Origin of the sequence: Arthrobacter sp. yr096 (genome assembly GCF_900108925.1) — a bacterium.
GTDB lineage: Bacteria > Actinomycetota > Actinomycetes > Actinomycetales > Micrococcaceae > Arthrobacter.
Genome location: NZ_FNYI01000014.1, coordinates 71,739 through 90,349, shown reverse-complemented (window position 1 = coordinate 90,349; position 18,611 = coordinate 71,739). Strand labels below are relative to the sequence as shown.

Below are 18,611 nucleotides of genomic sequence, written 5' to 3'. Positions count from 1 at the left end.
CGTGCCGAGATCGCCAAGCTGTCTGCCCTGCCCGAGGACGAGCTGTATGTTGCGGCCAAGGAACTGCAGGCCCCGTACGAGCTGGTCAAGGAAGTTGCCGCCACGGGCAAGCTCCCCGTGGTCCTGTTCACCGCCGGCGGTATTGCTACCCCGGCTGATGCTGCGATGATGATGCAGCTCGGCGCCGACGGCGTGTTCGTTGGCTCCGGTATCTTCAAGTCCGGCAACCCCGCCCAGCGTGCCGCCGCCGTCGTCAAGGCCACCACCTTCTACGACGATCCCGACGTGATCGCCAAGGTCTCCCGCGGCCTGGGCGAAGCCATGGTGGGTATCAGCCAATGACGGATCTCGCGCTCGTCAAAACCGTTAACGGCCGTGGCCTGCGGAACGATTGGGCCCAGCTGACCGGGCACACGGTAGAGGTGTGGCACTTGGGCGCACACGTCACCACCGGAGTGGTGGAGCAGGCCGCCGATGATAACTCCGTGTTGTGGATTGCGGCCTCAGGCCCCTTCACGCGAAGGCTTTTTGACAGGTCCACGGGCTACCAGATCTGGGCGTGAGCGACGCCTGCTCAGCGCTCGTCCTCGGGCCGGGCCGTAAGGATCCTCTGGGCGCTGCTCTGAAGGATGCCAAGCGACTCCTGGACCAACGGTGAAGCGATGCTGCCCCTCCGCACCGCAGCAACAATGCGGCGCGAAGGCCTCCCTTTGCCCGTAATGCGGAGCCGAACCACGTTTTCGGCACTATGCAGGGGCGCCAGTCGCGGCAGCAGGCCCACGCCAAGCCCAGCGCCCACAAAGGCGATTTGGGTCTCCCATTCCACGGCCTCGTGCGCAATGCGCGGGGTCACACCCACCGCCGTGAATGCCGCAGTGAAGAGCGAGTGGTAAGTGGAGCCGGCCGCCTCCGTGATCCATGGTTCTCCAGCGAGCTCTTCGAGTGTCACCGATTCCCGGGATGCCAGCGGATGGTCACCGGGAATGATCACATCCAGGGGATCGTCCAGCAGAACCATCTGTTCAAAGCGGGGATCGTCCTCAACGTAGGTATCGGACTGCATGGCAACAATCACCGCAAGGTCGATGCGCTCGGCAACCAGCAGGTCAAAGCAGCGGGCCGGGTTGGCCTCCAGTACCTGCACCTCCAGCAGGGGTCGGGTTGACCGCAGGGCGGCGGCAAGCGGCGCGAGCAACTGGGCGGCCGCCGTCGAGAATCCGCCGAGACCAAAACGCGATTGCACCTGGTCGCCGGCCTCCATGGCAGCCGCGCGCAGTCGCTCCCATTCGGCAATCAGTGCGTCTGAGCCGGACACCAGAAACCTCCCGGTGGCGGTGAGCCGGACGCCCCGGCCGTCCTTGGTCAGCAGCTGCATTCCCAGCATGCGCTGGAGTTCGCGCAGCTGAGCGGAGACGGCGGAAGGGGAGTAGCCCGTTAGCTCGGCGGTTGCTCCGACGGTGCCGCAGCGGGCAAATACCCGAAGCGTAATGAGCCTTGGATCGATCATGCACCCATCATGCACCGAATGTGCACGGTTATCTCCAAAATATTGCGCTTTTGTTGCAGGGCATTGATCCCTAATCTCGTACTACGAAGACTTCGATAACGCCGGTTGCGATGATGCACCGCGCTCCCCAATGAACCACACACTTACACCCACGCCTCCTGGGAGGAAATACATGTCTGTTCCGGTCTTGCCCCTCAACTCACGCGGAAAACTCGCTTCATCCTTGCCTGCAGAGCAGCTGGAAGAAATCAGCAGCTTGTTCGAGTTCCGGCGCAAGGGATACTCCCTCGATGCGCCCTTTTACACCGACGCCACAATCTTCAGCGTCGACATGCAGGCCATCTTTGGCCAGCACTGGATCTTTGCCGGCAGCATCGCCGAGCTGCCGGAGCCGGGGGACTACATCACCGTCGATTACGGTCCTTACTCCCTGATCGTGCTGCGCAACGACGACGGCGGCGTGAACGTCCTGCACAACGTCTGCCGCCACCGCGGCGCCCGGGTCCTGACCGAATCCACGGGGTCAACCGGAAACCTGGTGTGCGGCTACCACTCCTGGACCTACTCCCCGGAAGGCAACCTGATCCACGCCTCGGCACCGGGAGAGACAAAGTTCGACAAGGGCTGCTTCGGCCTCAAGCGGGCGCACAGCCGTGAAGTGGCTGGACTCATCTTTGTCTGCATTGCTGACGAACCGCCGGCGGATTTCGACGAAACCGCCAAGATCTTCGAGCCGTACCTCGCGCCCCACGATCTGGCGAAGACGAAGATCGCGTACCAGCAGAACATCGTGGAGGAGGGCAACTGGAAGCTCGTCATGGAGAACAACCGTGAGTGCTACCACTGCGACGGCCACCCTGAGCTTGCCTGTTCTCTTTTCCCCACCTGGGGACTGACGGAGGGCCTGATTCCGGCGCACCTGGAAGAAGTGTGGGACCGCAACAAGGAAGCACAGGCCTCGCTGGAGGAGCGCTGCCGCCGCTACGGCCTTCCCTATGAGGTGGTGGAAGAGCTTGATACCCGCATTGCGGGGATTCGCATCTCACGTGAATCGCTCGACGGCGAGGGCGAGTCGTTCTCGGCCGATGGTCGCAGGCTTTCCAAGAAGTTGCTGGGCGATCTGCGCGACTTCCGCTTGGGCCGCTGCTCGATGCACCTGCAGCCCAACAGCTGGTTCCATTTCCAGAGCGACCACGTCATCACGTTTGGCGTCTTCCCCATCAACGAACACCAGACATTGGTACGCACCACGTGGTTGGTTGCTGACGACGCCGTGGAAGGCGTGGATTACGATCTCGCCAAACTCACCTACACCTGGGAGCAGACCAACCTGCAGGACAAGGCGTTTGTGGAGCTGTGCCAGAAGGGCGCCGGCAGCCCCGCTTACGAGCCCGGCCCCTACATGAAGAGTGAATACCAGGTGGAGGCGTTCATCAACTGGTACGTGCAGCGGGTGCAGGAGCACTTGGCATGACGGAACTCCTCATTGAGACGGTAGTCCAGGAACCACATCGCATCCGCGGCCTTGAAATGCCGTGGAACAGGGTGATGGGCAGCACCGAAGGGCCAGCCAGTGCAGCCCGTGCCTTGGGTCCGTGGCATCCGCAGGAGTTCATGGCCGAATGTGTGGAGATCGTTCCCGAAGTGGGCGGCATGATGACCTTCGTGTTCCGTCGCTCCGATGGCGCGCCGCTGGCGTTCCGTGCCGGCCAGTACGTGAATGTTGCCTTCCCTGTGAACGGCGAGGACCAGGATCCGGCCGACCGCAGTTATTCGCTGTCCAGCGCACCCACCAAACCGTGGACCTTCGACATCACTGTTAAGCGCGATCCGACGGGCCTGGTGTCACCGTGGGTGCATGAGAACATCAAGCCCGGCACCGTTTTGGAGATGCTCGGGCCGGTGGGGGCATTCCACCTGCCCGATGCCGACCGCCGGGCACGGTACCTCCTGCTGGCCGCCGGTGCAGGGATCACCCCCATCATGTCAATGGTGCGGACCATCCACTCCCTGCCCGGACAGGCCGATGTGGTGGTGCTGTACCACGGAGCGGCGGACGCGGGCTTTGCCTTTAACAAAGAGCTCGCCTACATAGCTTCCGTGGACTCGCGGATCAAGGTGTTCTATTCCCTGGGTGACCGCGGCAAACCTGAGGACTGGGAAGGTCTCAGTGGGAGGCTGACGGCGGCCATGTTGGAGGAAGTGGCCCCTGATGCCAACGGCCGGCAGGTCTATGCCTGTGGCCCCGAAGGCTATCTGAATACCGCCACCGAGCTCTTGGGGAAGGTGGGCGTCGATGACACCTCCATCCACATGGAGTTCTTTACGGGCGACCGCCAGACGATCCTTGAATATCAGGCGGAGCTTGCGCATGCAGCGGACATCGCGGAGGAGATCGCCGAGGAAATAGCGGAGTCAGCCGAGGACTACTACGAAAGCCAGCCCGCGGCGTTCGGGCTCTACGAGCCCGGTTACGACGCCGAGGGAACCCTGAAGGCGACCGGTCTGGAGCTGGAATCCGCCGAGCCGGACGTGTCGGATCCGGAAGCGTCCGGTGCAGGTGCGGACGTGGAACAGGAAGCTGCCACACCTGACGCGTCAAGCTTCGAAACAGTGGGAACGGGAAGCCTCACCCTGTCCTTCCTGCGTACCGGCATCAATGTGCGCATCGACCCCGACGAACATATCCTCGGGCCAGCGCAGCGTGCGGGCGTCCGGATCGGCGCCAACTGCAAGGAAGGCATGTGCGGTTCCTGCAAGGTGGTCAAACTTGCAGGGGAGGTGGACATGAACCATCAGGGCGGCATCCGGGCCCGTGAAATCGATGCAGGCAAGTTCCTTCCCTGCTGCTCTACGGCGAAGACCGACATGGTGATCGACGCTTAGGAACTAACAGCCGTCGTCCAATAACGGCCCTAGTCCTCGGGCGTTTGGTGGTGCGCGCGTTCTACAAGCTCGGACATCCATGGCCGTTGCCCGCGATGGACAGTGAGGCCTTCGGGTATGCCACGGACACTGGATTCCCCTCCGGACGCGTCGATGGTGATCCGGGCGTCGCCCATGGGGGCGTTGCTGATGTGCAGGGCACCGAAGGATGCCGGGAGCACCGGGTCCAGCCAGATTCCGCCCAGGGAGATGTGTGTGTCGTAGCGCATCAGGCTGGTGACCACGTGGATGGGAGTAGTGGCAGCCCACGCTTGCGGGGAGCAGGCAGTGGGGTAGGGAACGGGCTCCCTGAACTGTTCGCGGTCGAAGCCGCAGAAGAGTTCGGGGAGCCGTCCGCCGGAGTGCTCGGCCGCCTCGAGCAGCGCCGTGCCAATGCGCTGGGCTTCTTCAACAAATCCATAGCGCAGGAGCCCTGACATGATCAGGGCGTTGTCATGTGGCCACACCGATCCGTTGTGGTAGCTGGCCGGGTTGTAGGCGCCCATGGTGCTGGCCAGCGTCCTGACTCCCCAGCCGCTGAACATTTCCGGAGACATGAGGTGCTCCACCACGGACGGGGCTTTATCTTCATCAATCAGGCCGAACCATAGGCAGTGGCCCATATTGGACGCGCAGGCATCCACGGGCCGTTTGTCGCGGTCCAAAGCGATGGCGTAGTAGCCCTTGTCCGGGAGCCAAAACTCTTCGTTGAACTTTTGCTTGAGGCGATCCGCGCGCTCCCGGAGCTCGGACGCCAAGGCGAGGTCGCCGTCGTCGTAAGCCATCCACGCCCGTGCCACGTAGGCGCCATGCACGTAGGCCTGGACCTCGCACAGCGCCAACGGCGGTTGCGCGAGGGTGCCATCGGCAAAATTGATGCCGTCCCACGAGTCTTTCCACCCTTGGTTGATGAGCCCGTGCTGGTTGGGGCGGCCGTATTCCACGAAGCCGTCTCCGTCACGATCTCCGTAGTCGCGGATCCAGGCAAGCGCGCGGTCGGCATTGGGCAGGAGCGCTGCAATGGTGTCCTTGCCGAAACCCCAGCGACTCACCGAGCCGAGGACCACAACAAACAACGGCGTGGCATCCACACTGCCGTAGTAGGCGGACTTGCCGCCCAAAGCCTGGCCGGAGCCGACATCGAGCCTCACCTCGTGCAGGATTTTTCCGGGTTCTTCCTCCGTAGCTGTGTTCACCATGCTGCCCTGGCGTTCGGCCAGGGTGCGCAGCGTGCCCAACGCCAGGGAGGGATCAACGGGAAGCGCCATCTCTGAGGCCCACAAGGAGTCGCGGCCGAACAGGGTCATGAACCACGGCGCTCCGGCGGCCACAACCACGCGCTCCGGGTGGTCCGGGTCCTGGATGCGGAGTGCGCCCAAGTCCTCATAGCTCCGGCGCAGTGTCTTTTCAATGGCCCGATTGGCGATTTGCAGAACCGGGATCTTGGCCACCCACTCCTGCCTCCGCCTGTCGCTGGGTGACATTTCTCCCCGCCCGGGATGCGTGAAAGGAGCAGTCGTCCCGCCGAGGGAGGGCATCACGCTGATACGCGTACTCCACTGCCCGAAAGCAGGAATACTCGTCCTGAATCCCAGGGCCTTGGCTCCTGCGCCGGCTCCTTCTGCCCGGATCACCACGCCCTTCTTCAGCCCTTCCCACTGGCCGCGGATTTCCAACGAGTCACCTTCCAAGCGACGCGTTTCCATCCACTCCCTGGTGATCCGGGCGTCCTTCACTTCAAAAAGATCGGCAAAGTCAGCCTCCGCGGCCAGCGTGATACTGCACTCGACCGGCTGTTTGGAGTAATTCCGGATGGTGATGTCCTCAAGGATGCCGGCTCCGACCTCGCGGAGCCGCTCCACCAGAAGCGGGCTGTCGGCATAACCGCTGGAGCCCGGCACGCGGCCTGCGAACAAGGCCCGGTACGGTTCCCGGGTCTCTGCCGCCAGCGGTTCCACCGGCTGGCCGTTGACGGTCAATTCCCAACGGGACAGGATGCGGGTATCCAGGTGGAATACCCCTTGCGGAAGGTCCGGCCTGATGTCCCCATTGGCCGCAGAAATGCAGAACGTGGAGCCTTCCACGAGGGTTACAGTGCCGGAGCCGAGTGGTCCCGCGGCGGTGTCTGCGTTCCATCCAGCCACTTGGTGCCTCCAATCATCACGCCGGGACTGTTCGTCCCGCTCGGGGTTCCGGGGTGTGTGGCTTTATCTGAAGCTACGCCCAACTGTGGGATGTCACCAGAGCCTCGGGGCGGTTCCGCGCGGAGTCCGTCTGCCCGCCTTGGCACGGGCGGCATCACGGTTCAGCAACCCAAAGTTAACCTACTTCCGGGTACGGTCAGCCCGGCAGGGGTCTATAGTGAGGAGACAGGACATTCGCTGATGCAGCCCGGCGGCCCGCTTTTCTCTTCCGACGCCGGAGGCCCCGTAATGACCGACACCCAAATCAGCAGCTTTCTACGCGAGTGCGTGGTGTCCGAGGACGACACTGAAAAGGGCCTGGATTTTGACACCTTCTACGGCCTGTACATCAGTTGGTGCGTTCTCGGCCGCAAAATCCCTATCCCCGACTCCGCTTTCAAGACGGCACTCGCCGTTGAAGGCCTCAAGCCCATCAAAGACAAGGGCCGGCGTATCTATCCCGGCATGGGCATGGTGGGACCGGCCGCCAGGGACTACGTCATGAACAGCGTTCCCATCTGGACTGAGACTGCTACGGACATCCCCGTGGTGGAGATACGCCAGGAAGCTGTTCCGTCCATCGCCTGACCCCACGGACAGCATTCGTGCAGCCCATGCCCCTAGGATTTCTTATGGGGCATGGGCTGTTCCCATTTCCTGCTGGCCGTCGAGAGGAAATAAGTGAAACCGTCCATCGTGTGGTTCCGTGATGACCTGCGGGTCGCTGACAACCCGGCCCTGCGTGCCGCGGTGGACGACGGTGCGGCGGTGGCCCTCTACGTCCTCGACGAAGAGTCACCGGGCATTCGTCCGCACGGCGGCGCCGCCAAGTGGTGGCTCCATCATTCGCTGACGGCGCTCCGTGATGATCTGGAAAAGCTCGGCATCGCGTTGTTGCTTCGCCGCGGTCCCGCCTCGGACATCGTCCAGAAGACTGCGACGGCGCTAGGTGCCGGCGCGCTGTACTGGAACCGACGGTACGGTTCGGCCGAGCGAACGGTCGACGCCGGAATCAAGGCGTGGGCGGGCGGGGCCGGAATGCACGTGGCCAGCTTTCAGGCGTCGCTCCTCCATGAGCCGTGGGAAGTTACCACCAAAACGGGCGGTCAGTACAAGGTCTTCACACCGTTCTGGCGGACGGTGTCCGCGCAGGACTTCCGCGAGCCTTTGGCTGTGCCCGCAACAGGCCATGGTTACACGGGTGAGTTGCCGGCCTATGACCGCCTGGATTCCTGGAAGCTCCTGCCGAGCAAGCCTGACTGGTCCGGGGGATTGGCGGAGATGTGGACGCCGGGGTCAGCGGCCGGACATCAGCGCCTCGCCGGGTTCGTCAACAAAGGGCTCTCCCATTACAGCGAGGGCCGCAACCGTCCTGATACCGATGGCAGCAGTTGCCTGTCGCCTTATCTGCGCTGGGGTGAGCTGAGCCCGTTCGAGGTGTGGCACGCCCTGGGGTCCAAACGCTCCGAAAGCGCCAGCATTTACGCCTCCGAGCTGGGATGGCGTGAGTTCTGCTGGCACCAGTACTTCCACAACCCGCGCTTGGCCACAGCCAACCTGCGCACGGAGTTTGACCGCTTCCCGTGGGCTTGGCCAGGCAGTGACGGCAGTAATGGCCGGCACCCTGGCCACGAGAGCGCCCCTGAAGAGTTCCACGCCTGGCAAAGGGGGCGCACCGGCTTCCCGATGGTTGACGCCGGGCAGCGGCAGCTCTGGCATACGGGGTGGATGCACAACCGCGTCCGCATGGTTGCCGCCAGCTTCCTGGTGAAGAACCTCGGGATCCATTGGCAGCTGGGTGAACAGTGGTTCTGGGACACCTTGGTTGATGCCGATCCTGCGTCCAACCCGGCCAACTGGCAGTGGGTGGCAGGCTCCGGGGCGGATGCTTCGCCGTTCTTCCGGATCTTCAACCCGGAGGCCCAGCGGGTGAAGTTTGATCCCCAGGGGAAGTACATTGCCCACTGGATACCTGAGTTTGGGACTCCCGACTACCCGGAAGAGATTGTGGACCTCAAGACCACCCGGGCCGAGGCGCTGGAGGCGTACAAGGGAATGAAGGAAGTCCACTAGCTCCGGCCACGTCCGCGGAAACAGCCTCTGGAAATTAGTAGGAAGTCCGAGTATATTCGGGTTCAGAGATGACCTGGATCACAGTTGGTCACGTGTTCCCCGCAGCGGTCCCAGCACCCGGCGGCACGGCAGTCATTCACGATGCAAAGGAGCATTCCACCATGGTGCGCGAGCTTTCCCACTACGTAGACGGCCAGAGGATCGACGGCACCTCCGGCCGGTTCAGCGATGTCTACGATCCCTGCACGGGCGAAGTGCAGGCCCGGCTTCCGCTGGCCAGCGCGGACGAGGTCCGCAACGCCGTCGCAAATGCAGAAAAGGGCCAGCTCGAATGGGCGGCCATGAACCCGCAGCGCCGGGGACGCATCCTCCTGAAGTTTGTGGATCTGGTCAACGAGAACATGGATGAACTGGCCACGCTCCTGTCCTCCGAGCATGGCAAGACCTTCGCCGACGCCAAGGGCGACATCCAGCGCGGCATCGAGGTAGTGGAGTTCTCCGCAGGCGCGCCACACCTGCTCAAGGGCGAGTTTTCGGACAACGCCGGCCAGGGCATCGATGTCCACTCGCTGCGCCAGCCACTGGGCGTCGTCGCAGGCATCACGCCGTTCAACTTCCCGGCCATGATTCCGCTGTGGAAGTCCGGACCGGCCCTCGCGGCAGGTAACGCGTTTATCCTCAAGCCCTCCGAGCGGGATCCTTCCGTTCCGCTGCGCCTGGCGGAGCTGTACAGCGAAGCCGGCGTGCCCAACGGCGTGTTCAACGTGATCAACGGGGACAAGGAAGCCGTGGATGCGCTGCTCGAAGATCCGCGGGTGAAGGCCATCGGCTTTGTGGGCTCCACGCCCATCGCCCAGTACATCTACGCAACGGCCGCGGCGCACGGCAAGCGCGCGCAGTGCTTCGGCGGCGCGAAGAACCACATGGTGATCATGCCCGACGCCGATCTGGACATGGCAGCCGACGCCCTGATGGGTGCCGGGTACGGTTCCGCCGGCGAACGCTGCATGGCGATTTCCGTTGCCGTGCCGGTGGGACAGGAAACTGCTGACGCCCTGGTGGCCAAACTGACCGAACGCGTCAAGGACCTCAAAGTAGGCCACAGCCTGGACAAGGACTCGGACTTCGGCCCCGTGGTGGCCGCTTCTGCCAAGGAGAGGATCGAGGGTTACATCCAGTCCGGCGTGGACGAGGGCGCAACCCTGGTCACGGATGGTCGTGGCCTCACCGTGGACGGTTACGACGGCGGGTTCTGGGTTGGCCCCACGCTCTTCGACAACGTCACCAAGGACATGAAGATCTATAAGGAAGAGATCTTCGGGCCGGTCCTCAGCGTGCTGCGCGCGGCTGACTATGATGAAGCGCTCAGGCTCTGCAGCGAGCACGAGTTCGGCAACGGCGTCGCCATTTTCACCCGCGACGGCGACTCTGCCCGCGACTTCGCCAGCCGCGTCGAAGTGGGCATGGTGGGCATCAACGTGCCCATTCCCGTGCCGATCGCGTACTACACCTTCGGCGGCTGGAAGGCCTCCGGCTTTGGCGACCTCAACCAACACGGCGCCGACGCCTTCCGCTTCTACACCAAGACCAAGACCGTGACGTCGCGGTGGCCCTCCGGCATTCGCCAGGGCGCCAGCTTCATCATGCCGGCAGGCAGCTGATGGGGGCTCCGGAGACAGAAGACGAAGTTCTCTTTGAGCGTCGGGGCCCCCTCGGAATCGTGACGCTCAACCGGCCGAAAGCAGTCAATGCGCTGAACCACGGAATGGTTCAAGCCATGCTCCGGCAGCTGACGGCCTGGGCCGACGACGACGCCGTTGCCACCGTGTTGGTGCGCGGCGCGGGCGACCGTGGGCTGTGTGCCGGTGGCGACATCGTGGCCATCTACAAAGACATGCTTCACGGCGGCACTGAGACAGCCGAATTCTGGGCTGACGAATACCGGCTCAACGCGCTGATCTCGCACTATCCCAAGCCCTACGTCGCATTCATGGACGGACTGGTCCTGGGTGGTGGCGTGGGCGTTTCGGCGCACGGTTCCGTCCGCATAGTGACTGAGCGGACGCGGACCGGCATGCCGGAAACCACCATCGGCTTCGTGCCCGACGTCGGTGGCACGCTCCTTCTTTCCCGCTCACCGGGGGAGGCAGGCACGCACGCAGCCCTGACCGGGGCGCACTTATCCGGCGCGGACGCCCTGTTCCTGGGGCTCGCGGACCACTTCGTTCCGTCCGCAAGCCTCCCCGTTCTGGCGGAAGCGCTGGAAAGCTCGACGGCGGAGGCCGCCGTCGAACGCTTCGTCCACACCGCGCCGGACTCGGTCCTGGCGGCGCAACTCGAGTGGATCGATGCCGCGTATGCGCGGGAGGATGCGGAGGAGATCGTCCGGAGCCTTCGCACCTTGGGCAACGATGCAACTGCTGCGGCCGACACCATCGAGGCGAAATCACCGACGTCGGTCAAGGTCACGTTGGAATCGCTGCGACGCGTCCGCGGTCTCTCCTTGGAGGAGGCGCTGGACCAGGAGTACCGCGTGGGCCTGCGATGCCTGGCCGGGCCCGATTTCCGTGAGGGCATCCGCGCGCAAGTGGTGGACAAGGACCGCAACCCGCAATGGAAGCCACCGATCCTCGCCGAAGTCCGGGAGTCCGACGTCGAGGGCTACTTTGCGCCGCTCGGCGAACGCGAGCTGGGACTTTCAGCCACTCCAGTCCAGTCGAACTAAAGGAGACGATCATGACAGAGAACGCAGCGGCAACCGGCCTCATCGCTTTCCTTGGCCTGGGCCATATGGGTGGGCCGATGGCGGCCAACCTGATCAAGGCCGGCCACGACGTTATTGGATATGACCCCGTTCCAGCGGCTGTGGAGGCAGCGCTGGCCCACGGTATTCCCATGGCTTCCACTGCTCACGAGGCGGCAGCGGAGGCGGCCGTGGTGTTGACCATGCTGCCCAGCGGCAAGCATGTTCTGGACGCTTACCGGGGTGTGGATGGGGCGGGCCTGCTGTCCATTGCCAATCCGGACACGCTGTTCCTGGACTGTTCCACCATCAACGTGGACGAGGCCCGTGAGGCTGCAGCTCTGGCTGTGGCGGCGGGTCACCGATCCGTGGACGCTCCTGTGTCCGGTGGCGTGGTGGGAGCTGAAGCGGGCACCTTGACCTTCATGGTGGGTGCTTTGCCGGACGACTTCGAGACGGTGAAGCCCGTTCTGGAGCTCATGGGCAAAAGGATTGTCCACTGCGGTGACCACGGTGCCGGGCAAGCCGCGAAGGTCTGCAACAACATGATCCTGGGTGTGTCCATGATTGCCGTTGCCGAAGCCTTTGTGCTCGGCGAGAAACTGGGCCTCACGCACCAGGCCCTGTTCGATGTCGCCTCCAACGCGTCCGGGCAGTGCTGGGCGCTGACCACCAACTGTCCGGTACCGGGACCGGTGCCCACCAGCCCCGCTAACCGCGACTATCAGCCGGGCTTTGCTGGTGCGTTGATGGCCAAGGATCTGCGTCTGGCCCTGAACGCGCTGGAAAGCACGGGGGTTGCTGCGGAAATGGGTCCCCTGGCTTCACGTATCTACGACGCCTTTGCCGCCGGGGATGGGGCCGGAAGGGACTTCTCGGGGATCATCACGGAGATCCGCGATAAGTCTGTGTGAGAGTTTGAGCTGTGTACATGAGGGATTTTGACGAGAGGGAGAGCATGACGGAGCAGTACCAGAACATTGTGGTTGAACGTCGGGGCCGCGTTGGCCTGGTGACATTGAACCGGCCCGCTGCCTTGAATGCGCTGAACACTGCACTCATGAATGAACTCGTGGACGCTGTTTCTGCGATGGACACTGACCCGGACGTTGGAGCGGTAGTGATCACGGGATCGGCCAAGGCGTTTGCTGCCGGCGCTGACATCAAGGAAATGTCCTCCAACAGCTACATGGACATGTACGCGGCGGACTGGTTCCGGCGCTGGGAGGACCTCACGCGCCTGCGCATCCCTGTTGTTGCTGCCGTGTCCGGGTTCGCTCTGGGCGGTGGCTGCGAGCTGGCCATGATGGCGGACTTCATTATCGCGGGGGACAACGCCAAGTTCGGCCAGCCCGAGATCAACCTGGGAGTGATCCCCGGAATGGGCGGTTCCCAACGGCTCACGCGCGCCGTGGGCAAGGCCAAGGCGATGGACATGGTGCTGACGGGCCGTTTCATGGATGCTGAGGAAGCCGAGCGCTCGGGACTGGTGTCCCGCGTGGTTCCTGCGGCCGAGGTGATCGAGGAGGCTATCAAGGCCGCCGAAGTCATCGCCTCCAAGTCCAAACCCGCAGCTATGGTGGCCAAGGAAGCCGTCAACGCCGCCTTCGAGATGGGCTTGGCGCAGGGAGTGCTGTTCGAGCGGCGGGTGTTCCACTCGCTCTTCGCCACCGAGGATCAGAAGGAAGGCATGGCCGCGTTCAGCGAGAAGCGCCAACCCGAGTTCAAACACCGGTAATTCGCAGGAAGGACGCCACAGGCGGGGCAGCCGGGGTTTTGAGTGCTGCGTAGATAGACTCGGTGCACTGACGAATGGGGAGAGAACATGTCAACGGAGATCGTTCACACCGGGCAAACTGATACGTCTTTGCAGCCGGTCAACCGTCAAGCCATCGTGGCCGCCGCGATGGCGGTTCTGGCGGTGGTTGGCCTCTTCTTTGCCGGCATGGCTGTCATCGCGGTTTTCGTGGTCGGTGCAGGACACGTTGCCTTGAACCAGATACAGCAGCGCGGCGAACGCGGACGCGGTTTTGCCATTGCAGCCTTGGCGGTTGGCTACGGAATCGGCATCCTGTCCCTCGGCTCGGCGCTGATCTTCGCCGTCACGTCGGCTACCCAATAGGTCATTGCGCTAAACGGCCGCGGCCGGGACAAGCGCAGCGTCGAAGAAGGCGCGTTCCAGCCGCACGGCGTCGGCGAACGTAACAGCCACCCGTTGCCGCTGCTGCGGCGAGGAAGGCTCGACGGCGTCAAACTCGTCGCGCAGCCATGCCACCCACCCGTTGTACTCGGGGTTGTTGTGGAGACGGATCCACTCGGCATGCTTCGACTGGGCCGGCCATGCGGCAGGATCGCCGGCACGGGCAGCCCAGTCGCCGTACAGCCACTCGGCAACCAGGAGAACTGCCAGCACCTCCGGGTAGGAACGGGTGGCGAGGGCAGACCGCATGAGGGCGTCGAAATCGCTCGTGGCTGCGCCGAGAGCGGGCGCTGTCCTGTCTGCTTCCGGCACCCCCAGTTCCTCGAAGCAATCCTGGAAGTATGTATTCTCATCAGACGCGAAAGCCCCGAGTACCCTGGCGAACACCAAGCGGGAAGGCAGCGTCGGTGCGGAGGCAACGGCCTGGCCCAGGAGGGCTGTGAAAGCATCGCAGAATTGGTAGTCCTGCACGAGGTAGCCGCGCAGGTGGTCATCGCCCAGGGAGCCGTCCAGGAGTTGGTCCACGAACGGATGGTTGACGGCGGCATCCCAATCCTGGGCGCAGTTATTCCTGAGTTCTTCGGCAAAGCCCACGGTATTTCCTCCTGAGGTATCAGCTTGGGAGCCTAGCAGTGTGTTGCGCAGGAAGCCCGGGGATGACGCTCTGGTGCCGCCCCGGGCGCCGGCGTAGGCTCTGGCCATGACGAACCAGCGCACCATCGTGGTTGGCTTTGACGGATCAGAGGAAGCAAAGCGCGCCGTCCAATGGGCTGCCAAATATGCCGTGGTCCGGGAGTGTTCGCTCCACGTAGTCCACTGTTCCCTGTGGGTCCTGCTGTCCAACAACAGGGGTCCCGTGCCTGGTGTTGCCGATAGCGGCTTGGAACGTGCCGCCCAGAAAGTACTGGAGGAAGGTTTGGCGCTCGCCCAGGAGACCGTCCCCGATCTGGAAGTCCGCACCACGTTGCTGCATGGGACGCCCCGCGACCACCTTGCCCGGGTGTCCCTTGGAGCGGAGATGTTGGTGCTGGGAAGCCGGGGCCTGGGAGGATTCATGGGCCTGCTGGTTGGTTCCGTGAGCCTGGAGATGGCCGCCACTGCAGAATGCCCTGTGGCAGTGATCCGAGCTGATGACCATCCGGAGGGGCCGGTGCTGCTGGCCGTTGATGACTCGGGATCACCGGCAGCCCTTGACGATGCGTGCCGCTTTGCTGCGGCAACGGGTGCGGACCTCATGATCGTCCACGTGCTGCACGAGCCAGCGGGGTACCGCTTGTTGCGTGAGCCCGTGGAAGCCTATCCGGATGCCGAAGCCCTCCTTGATTCAGTTTTGAGCCAAGCGCGCCACAAAGCGCCCGGGGTAACAGTTGCCGGGGAGCTGCTGTTCGATGCTTCCTTTTCCAAGGCCGTGGTCAAAGCCTCCCAGGGTGCGCGCATCACGGTAGTGGGGACCAAAGGGCACGGAGTCATCAAGGGCACCATTGGCTCCACCGCGCACGCCGTCCTTCACCACGCCCACAGTCCTGTGCTGGTCTCACGCCGCCGCGTCACAACCGAGGTGGCGTAGGGCTCGCTTGACCACTGACCTTAAGGAGCACTGACCTTATATTGTCGGTGCCTGCTGACATGGTTGGTTCATGGAGCAGATTGGGGAAAATCGAGTGGCGGCAGGGATGTCTCGTGTCCTTGTTCCGGTCTCCCATGCAAACGTTCTGCTCGCTGCTCCGTCCAGCACCGTCAGTGGTGAGTTGATCGAGCAGCTGCGGGTGTGGGAGGAGATGAAATCGGCTATCACTGCGTTGCAGTCAGGGCTTTTGAATGAGTGGCGCGCCACGCTGCTGGTGAGGGAGACCGCGTGCTTGTCCGTTGAGGACCGAGCTGCGGTGGACGAGGAACTTGCACCCGATGCCGGGACGTTTGAGGGGAAGGGCGACAAGGCGATTGTTGCTGCGGTGAAGGCTGCTGCGTATCGTCGTGATCCACGCCCGGTGGCGGGTCGTGCCAGCCGTGCTGCCGCGGAACGGACCGTGAGCCTGCGACCGGCGCCAGACACCATGACGTACCTGACCGCGCTATTGCCGGTGACTCGGCCCGCTCCAGCGGTGACGCCGGTTCAGGTGATGCTTCCGGTTCTGGTGGTGTTGTCCCGACGCGTGGCCAGATCATGGCCGACACTTTGGTGGAACGGGTTACGGAATCGTCCCAGCCGAATGGGGAAGGGAACTCCTGGGATTGGGCCAAGCCACGGACTCAAGGCCAGCAACGCCGGATGCGGAGCTCACCGTCTGGGTACGCCGGCTCTACACAGCGCCGGGCACGGGAGAACTCCTCGGCACGGACTCCAAGGCCCGGCTTTTTAGCGGCCGGCTGCGGCGTTTCATTGAGACCCGTGACGACACTTGCCGCACGCCGTATTGCGACGCGCCCATCCGGCATATCGACCACGTGGTTTCCTGGCAGTCCGGCGGAAAAACGAACCTCACCTACGGCGCAGGACTGTGCGAAGCCTGCAACCACACCAAAGAACACCCCGGCTGGACCACCCGGGCCCTGCACGGCGGCACGCGCGGCGTACACACCCTGGAAATCACCACCCCCACAGGGCACACCTACCAATCCAAAGCCTCACCCCTGCCAGGACACAGCCCCTCCAGAACGTAGGGAGCTTATTCCTCCGTGAAGTCTCCGGCATCCCTGCGGAAGGTTCCCAGTACGCGGATGAGGTGATCGACGTCGTCGTCTCCGAAACCGGACTTGCCGAATACCTCGGCGTTGAGCGCCGCCGTCGCCTTCTTGGCCAAGGTGCGGCCATCGGCGGTGAGCTCGATCAGGGTGGTGCGGCCATCCGTCGGGTGCGGTGAACGGACCACCAACGCGGCCTTTTCAAGACGGTCGACGGCGTTGGTCACCGATGTTGGATGCACCTGCAGGAGCGCGCTGGCTTTGTTCATGGGAAGTGCGCCGCTGCGGGCGAAACTCAGCAATGCCAGCAGTTCGTAGCGTGCGAAGGTCAGCCCGAAAGGTTTGAGGACGGTTTCGATGCGCGCCAACAGGATCTGCTGGGTGCGCATGATCGCGGTGATGGCAGCCATGGGCGCGGCGACATCACCCCAACCATGCCGTTCCCAGTTGCGCTGGGCGTCGGCAATGGGGTCGCGGGGGAGTGGGGTGCCCATGAGCCTCCTTCGGTTCCGTGGTTGGCCTGTTGCCTTGGTTGGCTAGTCTTTCAGATTCGGGAACTCTTCCTCGGTGTATTCGACGCCTAATCCTGCTGGCAACGGACCGTCGCCATGCCGGGCGACTTCTGTCCCGCGCAGTTCGACGCGCCGGATCTTGCCGGAAATCGTCTTGGGGAGTTCGCCAAATTCGAGCCGGCGGATGCGCTTGAACGGCGCGAGGTGCTCCCGGCAGTAGCGAAGGATGTCCTCCGCGACCTCTGGCCCGGGTTGGTAGCCGGCAGCCAGCACCACGAACGCCTTGGGTACCGACAGCTTCACGGCATCAGGCGAAGGAACGACGGCGGCCTCCGCCACTGCGGGGTGCTCGATCAGCACGCTTTCAAGCTCGAAGGGAGACAACCGGTAGTCGGAGGATTTGAAGACGTCGTCGTCCCGGCCAACATAGGTGATGACACCGTCGGCGTCCCGGCTGGCCATGTCGCCGGTGTGATAGTAGCCATCGCGGAAGGCCTCGGCCGTCTTGGCTTCGTCGCCGAAGTAGCTCTTCATGAGCCCCACGGGCCGGGGGTCCAAGCGCAAGCAGAGTTCGCCGTCGTCGGCTTCCTGCCCGGTGACGGGATTCACCAGAACGACGTCGTACCCGGGCAGCGGCCGTCCCATGGAGCCGATCTTCACTGCCTGGGTAGGTGTGTTGGCGATCTGGACCGTGGATTCGGTCTGGCCGAAACCATCGCGGATGGTGACGCCCCAGGCTTTCTCCACCTGGCCGATCACCTCCGCGTTCAGGGGTTCACCGGCCGAGACCACCTTGCGGGGTGGGCTGCTGAGCTGCGTGAGATCAGCCTGGATGAGCATCCTCCATACCGTTGGGGGAGCACAGAAACTCGTGACGCCTTCGCGGCCCATCTGGTCCATCAGCGCGGAGGCGTCGAAGCGTTCGTAGTTGTAGATGAAGACGCAGGCCTCGGCGATCCAGGGAGTGAAAACGTTGGACCACGCATGCTTGGCCCAGCCCGGGGAGGCGACGTTGAGGTGGACATCGCCGGGTTCCAGTCCGATCCAGTACATGGTGGACAAGTGGCCCACCGGGTACGAGGTATGGGTGTGCTCCACCAGCTTGGCTCGCGAGGTGGTGCCGGACGTGAAGTACAGCAGAAGAGTTTCGTCCGCTGTGGTGGCGGCGTCCGGCGTGAAGTCTGCGCCGGCGTCGTAAGAATCTGCGTACTGTTTTGCCTCCGCGTCGGCGCGTTCCGCGCCTACCTCAACCAGCGTGTAGTCCCCCTCCACCGCCGCGAACTTGCCGATGTTGGCACTTCCTACGGCCACCCAGCCTGCCCCGCCCCGCTCCACCCTGTCCTGAAGATCGCGGGCGCCCATCAGCGTGGTGGTGGGGATCATGACAATGCCGAGTTTGATGCCGGCCAACATGAGCTCCCACAGCTCCACTTGGTTGCCGAGCATGATGATCATATGGTCGCCGCGTTTGACGCCCTGGTTGCGGAGCCAATTGGCCACCTGCGACGAACGCTCCGACAAGTCCCTGTAGCTGCGGCGGGTTGAGCTGCCGTCCTGTTCCACGATCACCAGCGCGGGCTTGGCGCCCCTGTCCTCATCCGCCGCGATCTGGTCGAACCAGTCCAGGGCGAAGTTGAAGTGCTCAAAGCGAGGCCACTCGAATTCGGCGTGCGCCAGTTTGTAGTCTTCGCGCAGTTCCAGCAGCCGGTCGCGGGCCGCACGGAAGTCTTCTGTGACTGTCATAGTCCGCCTTTCGTTGGGTTGCCGGGCGTCATCGCCGCAACAT

At 63.5% G+C, this 18,611-nt stretch carries 16 protein-coding genes and 2 pseudogenes; 13 read left to right on the top strand and 5 right to left on the bottom strand.

The genetic code is table 11. From position 1 onward, the window contains the following. Together BMY91_RS22380 and BMY91_RS22375 are read left to right on the top strand one after the other, a co-directional pair. Positions 1-342, top strand: a pseudogene (locus tag BMY91_RS22380) (pyridoxal 5'-phosphate synthase lyase subunit PdxS); the annotation flags it as partial. Then, complete coding sequence (locus tag BMY91_RS22375; RefSeq protein WP_090826216.1) at positions 339-563, top strand: hypothetical protein; 225 nt, start codon at positions 339-341, stop codon at positions 561-563. The pseudogene BMY91_RS22380 and the gene BMY91_RS22375, both read left to right, overlap by 4 nt. A gap of 11 nt (positions 564-574) precedes the next feature. Here the strand turns inward: BMY91_RS22375 and BMY91_RS22370 are convergent, their stop codons facing one another. Next, complete coding sequence (locus BMY91_RS22370; protein ID WP_090826212.1) at positions 575-1,507, bottom strand: LysR family transcriptional regulator; 933 nt, start codon at positions 1,505-1,507, stop codon at positions 575-577. Between the two features lie 172 nt (positions 1,508-1,679). On the opposite strand from BMY91_RS22370, the gene BMY91_RS22365 reads away from it, so the two are divergent. Continuing rightward, a complete protein-coding gene (locus tag BMY91_RS22365) occupies positions 1,680-2,981 on the top strand; it encodes an aromatic ring-hydroxylating oxygenase subunit alpha (RefSeq protein ID WP_090826209.1) in 1,302 nt (433 codons plus the stop codon). Then, entirely contained in the window at positions 2,978-4,393 is a 1,416-nt protein-coding gene (locus BMY91_RS22360; protein ID WP_090826206.1) for a ferredoxin reductase, read from the top strand. The genes BMY91_RS22365 and BMY91_RS22360 overlap by 4 nt, the downstream gene beginning before the upstream one ends. Before the next feature lie 29 nt (positions 4,394-4,422). On the opposite strand, the gene BMY91_RS22355 is transcribed toward BMY91_RS22360, so the two are convergent. Beyond that, on the bottom strand, positions 4,423-6,576 hold the full coding sequence (locus tag BMY91_RS22355; RefSeq protein ID WP_090826204.1) for an amylo-alpha-1,6-glucosidase: 2,154 nt from the start codon (positions 6,574-6,576) through the stop codon (positions 4,423-4,425). A 288-nt stretch (positions 6,577-6,864) separates the two neighbouring features. On the opposite strand from BMY91_RS22355, the gene BMY91_RS22350 reads away from it, so the two are divergent. The 7 genes from BMY91_RS22350 to BMY91_RS22320 all read left to right on the top strand — a co-directional run bounded on the left by BMY91_RS22350 (position 6,865) and on the right by BMY91_RS22320 (position 13,553). Then, on the top strand, positions 6,865-7,203 hold the full coding sequence (locus BMY91_RS22350; protein ID WP_090826237.1) for a hypothetical protein: 339 nt from the start codon (positions 6,865-6,867) through the stop codon (positions 7,201-7,203). 93 nt (positions 7,204-7,296) lie between these two features. Next, positions 7,297-8,688: a cryptochrome/photolyase family protein gene (locus BMY91_RS22345; protein WP_090826201.1), complete on the top strand. Its 1,392-nt coding sequence runs from the start codon at positions 7,297-7,299 to the stop codon at positions 8,686-8,688. 161 nt (positions 8,689-8,849) lie between these two features. Next, positions 8,850-10,349, top strand: coding sequence for a CoA-acylating methylmalonate-semialdehyde dehydrogenase (locus BMY91_RS22340; protein WP_090826233.1), 1,500 nt, complete (start codon positions 8,850-8,852; stop codon positions 10,347-10,349). Next, positions 10,349-11,413: an enoyl-CoA hydratase/isomerase family protein gene (locus tag BMY91_RS22335; protein WP_090826198.1), complete on the top strand. Its 1,065-nt coding sequence runs from the start codon at positions 10,349-10,351 to the stop codon at positions 11,411-11,413. The genes BMY91_RS22340 and BMY91_RS22335 overlap by 1 nt, the downstream gene beginning before the upstream one ends. Positions 11,414-11,424: 11 nt before the next feature. Next, on the top strand, positions 11,425-12,345 hold the full coding sequence (gene mmsB / locus BMY91_RS22330; RefSeq protein WP_090826196.1) for a 3-hydroxyisobutyrate dehydrogenase: 921 nt from the start codon (positions 11,425-11,427) through the stop codon (positions 12,343-12,345). 44 nt (positions 12,346-12,389) lie between these two features. After that, positions 12,390-13,169 (top strand): enoyl-CoA hydratase, encoded by a 780-nt coding sequence (locus tag BMY91_RS22325; protein ID WP_090826193.1) that lies wholly within the window; start codon positions 12,390-12,392, stop codon positions 13,167-13,169. 87 nt (positions 13,170-13,256) lie between these two features. Further along, positions 13,257-13,553 (top strand): DUF4190 domain-containing protein, encoded by a 297-nt coding sequence (locus tag BMY91_RS22320; RefSeq protein WP_090826190.1) that lies wholly within the window; start codon positions 13,257-13,259, stop codon positions 13,551-13,553. Between the two features lie 9 nt (positions 13,554-13,562). Here the strand turns inward: BMY91_RS22320 and BMY91_RS22315 are convergent, their stop codons facing one another. Next, the gene (locus BMY91_RS22315) at positions 13,563-14,225 is read right to left on the bottom strand and encodes a TenA family protein (RefSeq protein WP_090826187.1); all 663 of its coding nucleotides are present in this window, start codon (positions 14,223-14,225) and stop codon (positions 13,563-13,565) included. 106 nt (positions 14,226-14,331) lie between these two features. Between BMY91_RS22315 and BMY91_RS22310 the strand changes: the two genes are divergently transcribed. Both BMY91_RS22310 and BMY91_RS22305 read left to right on the top strand, forming a co-directional pair. After that, on the top strand, positions 14,332-15,198 hold the full coding sequence (locus tag BMY91_RS22310; RefSeq protein WP_090826184.1) for a universal stress protein: 867 nt from the start codon (positions 14,332-14,334) through the stop codon (positions 15,196-15,198). Between the two features lie 208 nt (positions 15,199-15,406). Further along, positions 15,407-16,292, top strand: a pseudogene (locus BMY91_RS22305) (HNH endonuclease); the annotation flags it as partial. Positions 16,293-16,297: 5 nt separating this feature from the next. Here the strand turns inward: BMY91_RS22305 and BMY91_RS22300 are convergent. Further along, positions 16,298-16,807, bottom strand: coding sequence for a MarR family winged helix-turn-helix transcriptional regulator (locus tag BMY91_RS22300; RefSeq protein WP_090826181.1), 510 nt, complete (start codon positions 16,805-16,807; stop codon positions 16,298-16,300). 42 nt (positions 16,808-16,849) lie between these two features. Next, positions 16,850-18,568: an AMP-binding protein gene (locus BMY91_RS22295; protein WP_090826178.1), complete on the bottom strand. Its 1,719-nt coding sequence runs from the start codon at positions 18,566-18,568 to the stop codon at positions 16,850-16,852. Positions 18,569-18,611: the final 43 nt, after the last annotated feature.

Bases quoted from the DNA above. Each gene is read 5' to 3' on its own strand.
- BMY91_RS22375 (WP_090826216.1), top strand. From the start codon at position 339: ATGACGGATCTCGCGCTCGTCAAAACCGTTAACGGCCGTGGCCTGCGG.
- BMY91_RS22370 (WP_090826212.1), bottom strand. From the start codon at position 1,507: ATGATCGATCCAAGGCTCATTACGCTTCGGGTATTTGCCCGCTGCGGC.
- BMY91_RS22365 (WP_090826209.1), top strand. From the start codon at position 1,680: ATGTCTGTTCCGGTCTTGCCCCTCAACTCACGCGGAAAACTCGCTTCA.
- BMY91_RS22360 (WP_090826206.1), top strand. From the start codon at position 2,978: ATGACGGAACTCCTCATTGAGACGGTAGTCCAGGAACCACATCGCATC.
- BMY91_RS22350 (WP_090826237.1), top strand. From the start codon at position 6,865: ATGACCGACACCCAAATCAGCAGCTTTCTACGCGAGTGCGTGGTGTCC.
- BMY91_RS22340 (WP_090826233.1), top strand. From the start codon at position 8,850: ATGGTGCGCGAGCTTTCCCACTACGTAGACGGCCAGAGGATCGACGGC.
- BMY91_RS22335 (WP_090826198.1), top strand. From the start codon at position 10,349: ATGGGGGCTCCGGAGACAGAAGACGAAGTTCTCTTTGAGCGTCGGGGC.
- mmsB (WP_090826196.1), top strand. From the start codon at position 11,425: ATGACAGAGAACGCAGCGGCAACCGGCCTCATCGCTTTCCTTGGCCTG.
- BMY91_RS22325 (WP_090826193.1), top strand. From the start codon at position 12,390: ATGACGGAGCAGTACCAGAACATTGTGGTTGAACGTCGGGGCCGCGTT.
- BMY91_RS22320 (WP_090826190.1), top strand. From the start codon at position 13,257: ATGTCAACGGAGATCGTTCACACCGGGCAAACTGATACGTCTTTGCAG.
- BMY91_RS22310 (WP_090826184.1), top strand. From the start codon at position 14,332: ATGACGAACCAGCGCACCATCGTGGTTGGCTTTGACGGATCAGAGGAA.
- BMY91_RS22300 (WP_090826181.1), bottom strand. From the start codon at position 16,807: ATGGGCACCCCACTCCCCCGCGACCCCATTGCCGACGCCCAGCGCAAC.
- BMY91_RS22295 (WP_090826178.1), bottom strand. From the start codon at position 18,568: ATGACAGTCACAGAAGACTTCCGTGCGGCCCGCGACCGGCTGCTGGAA.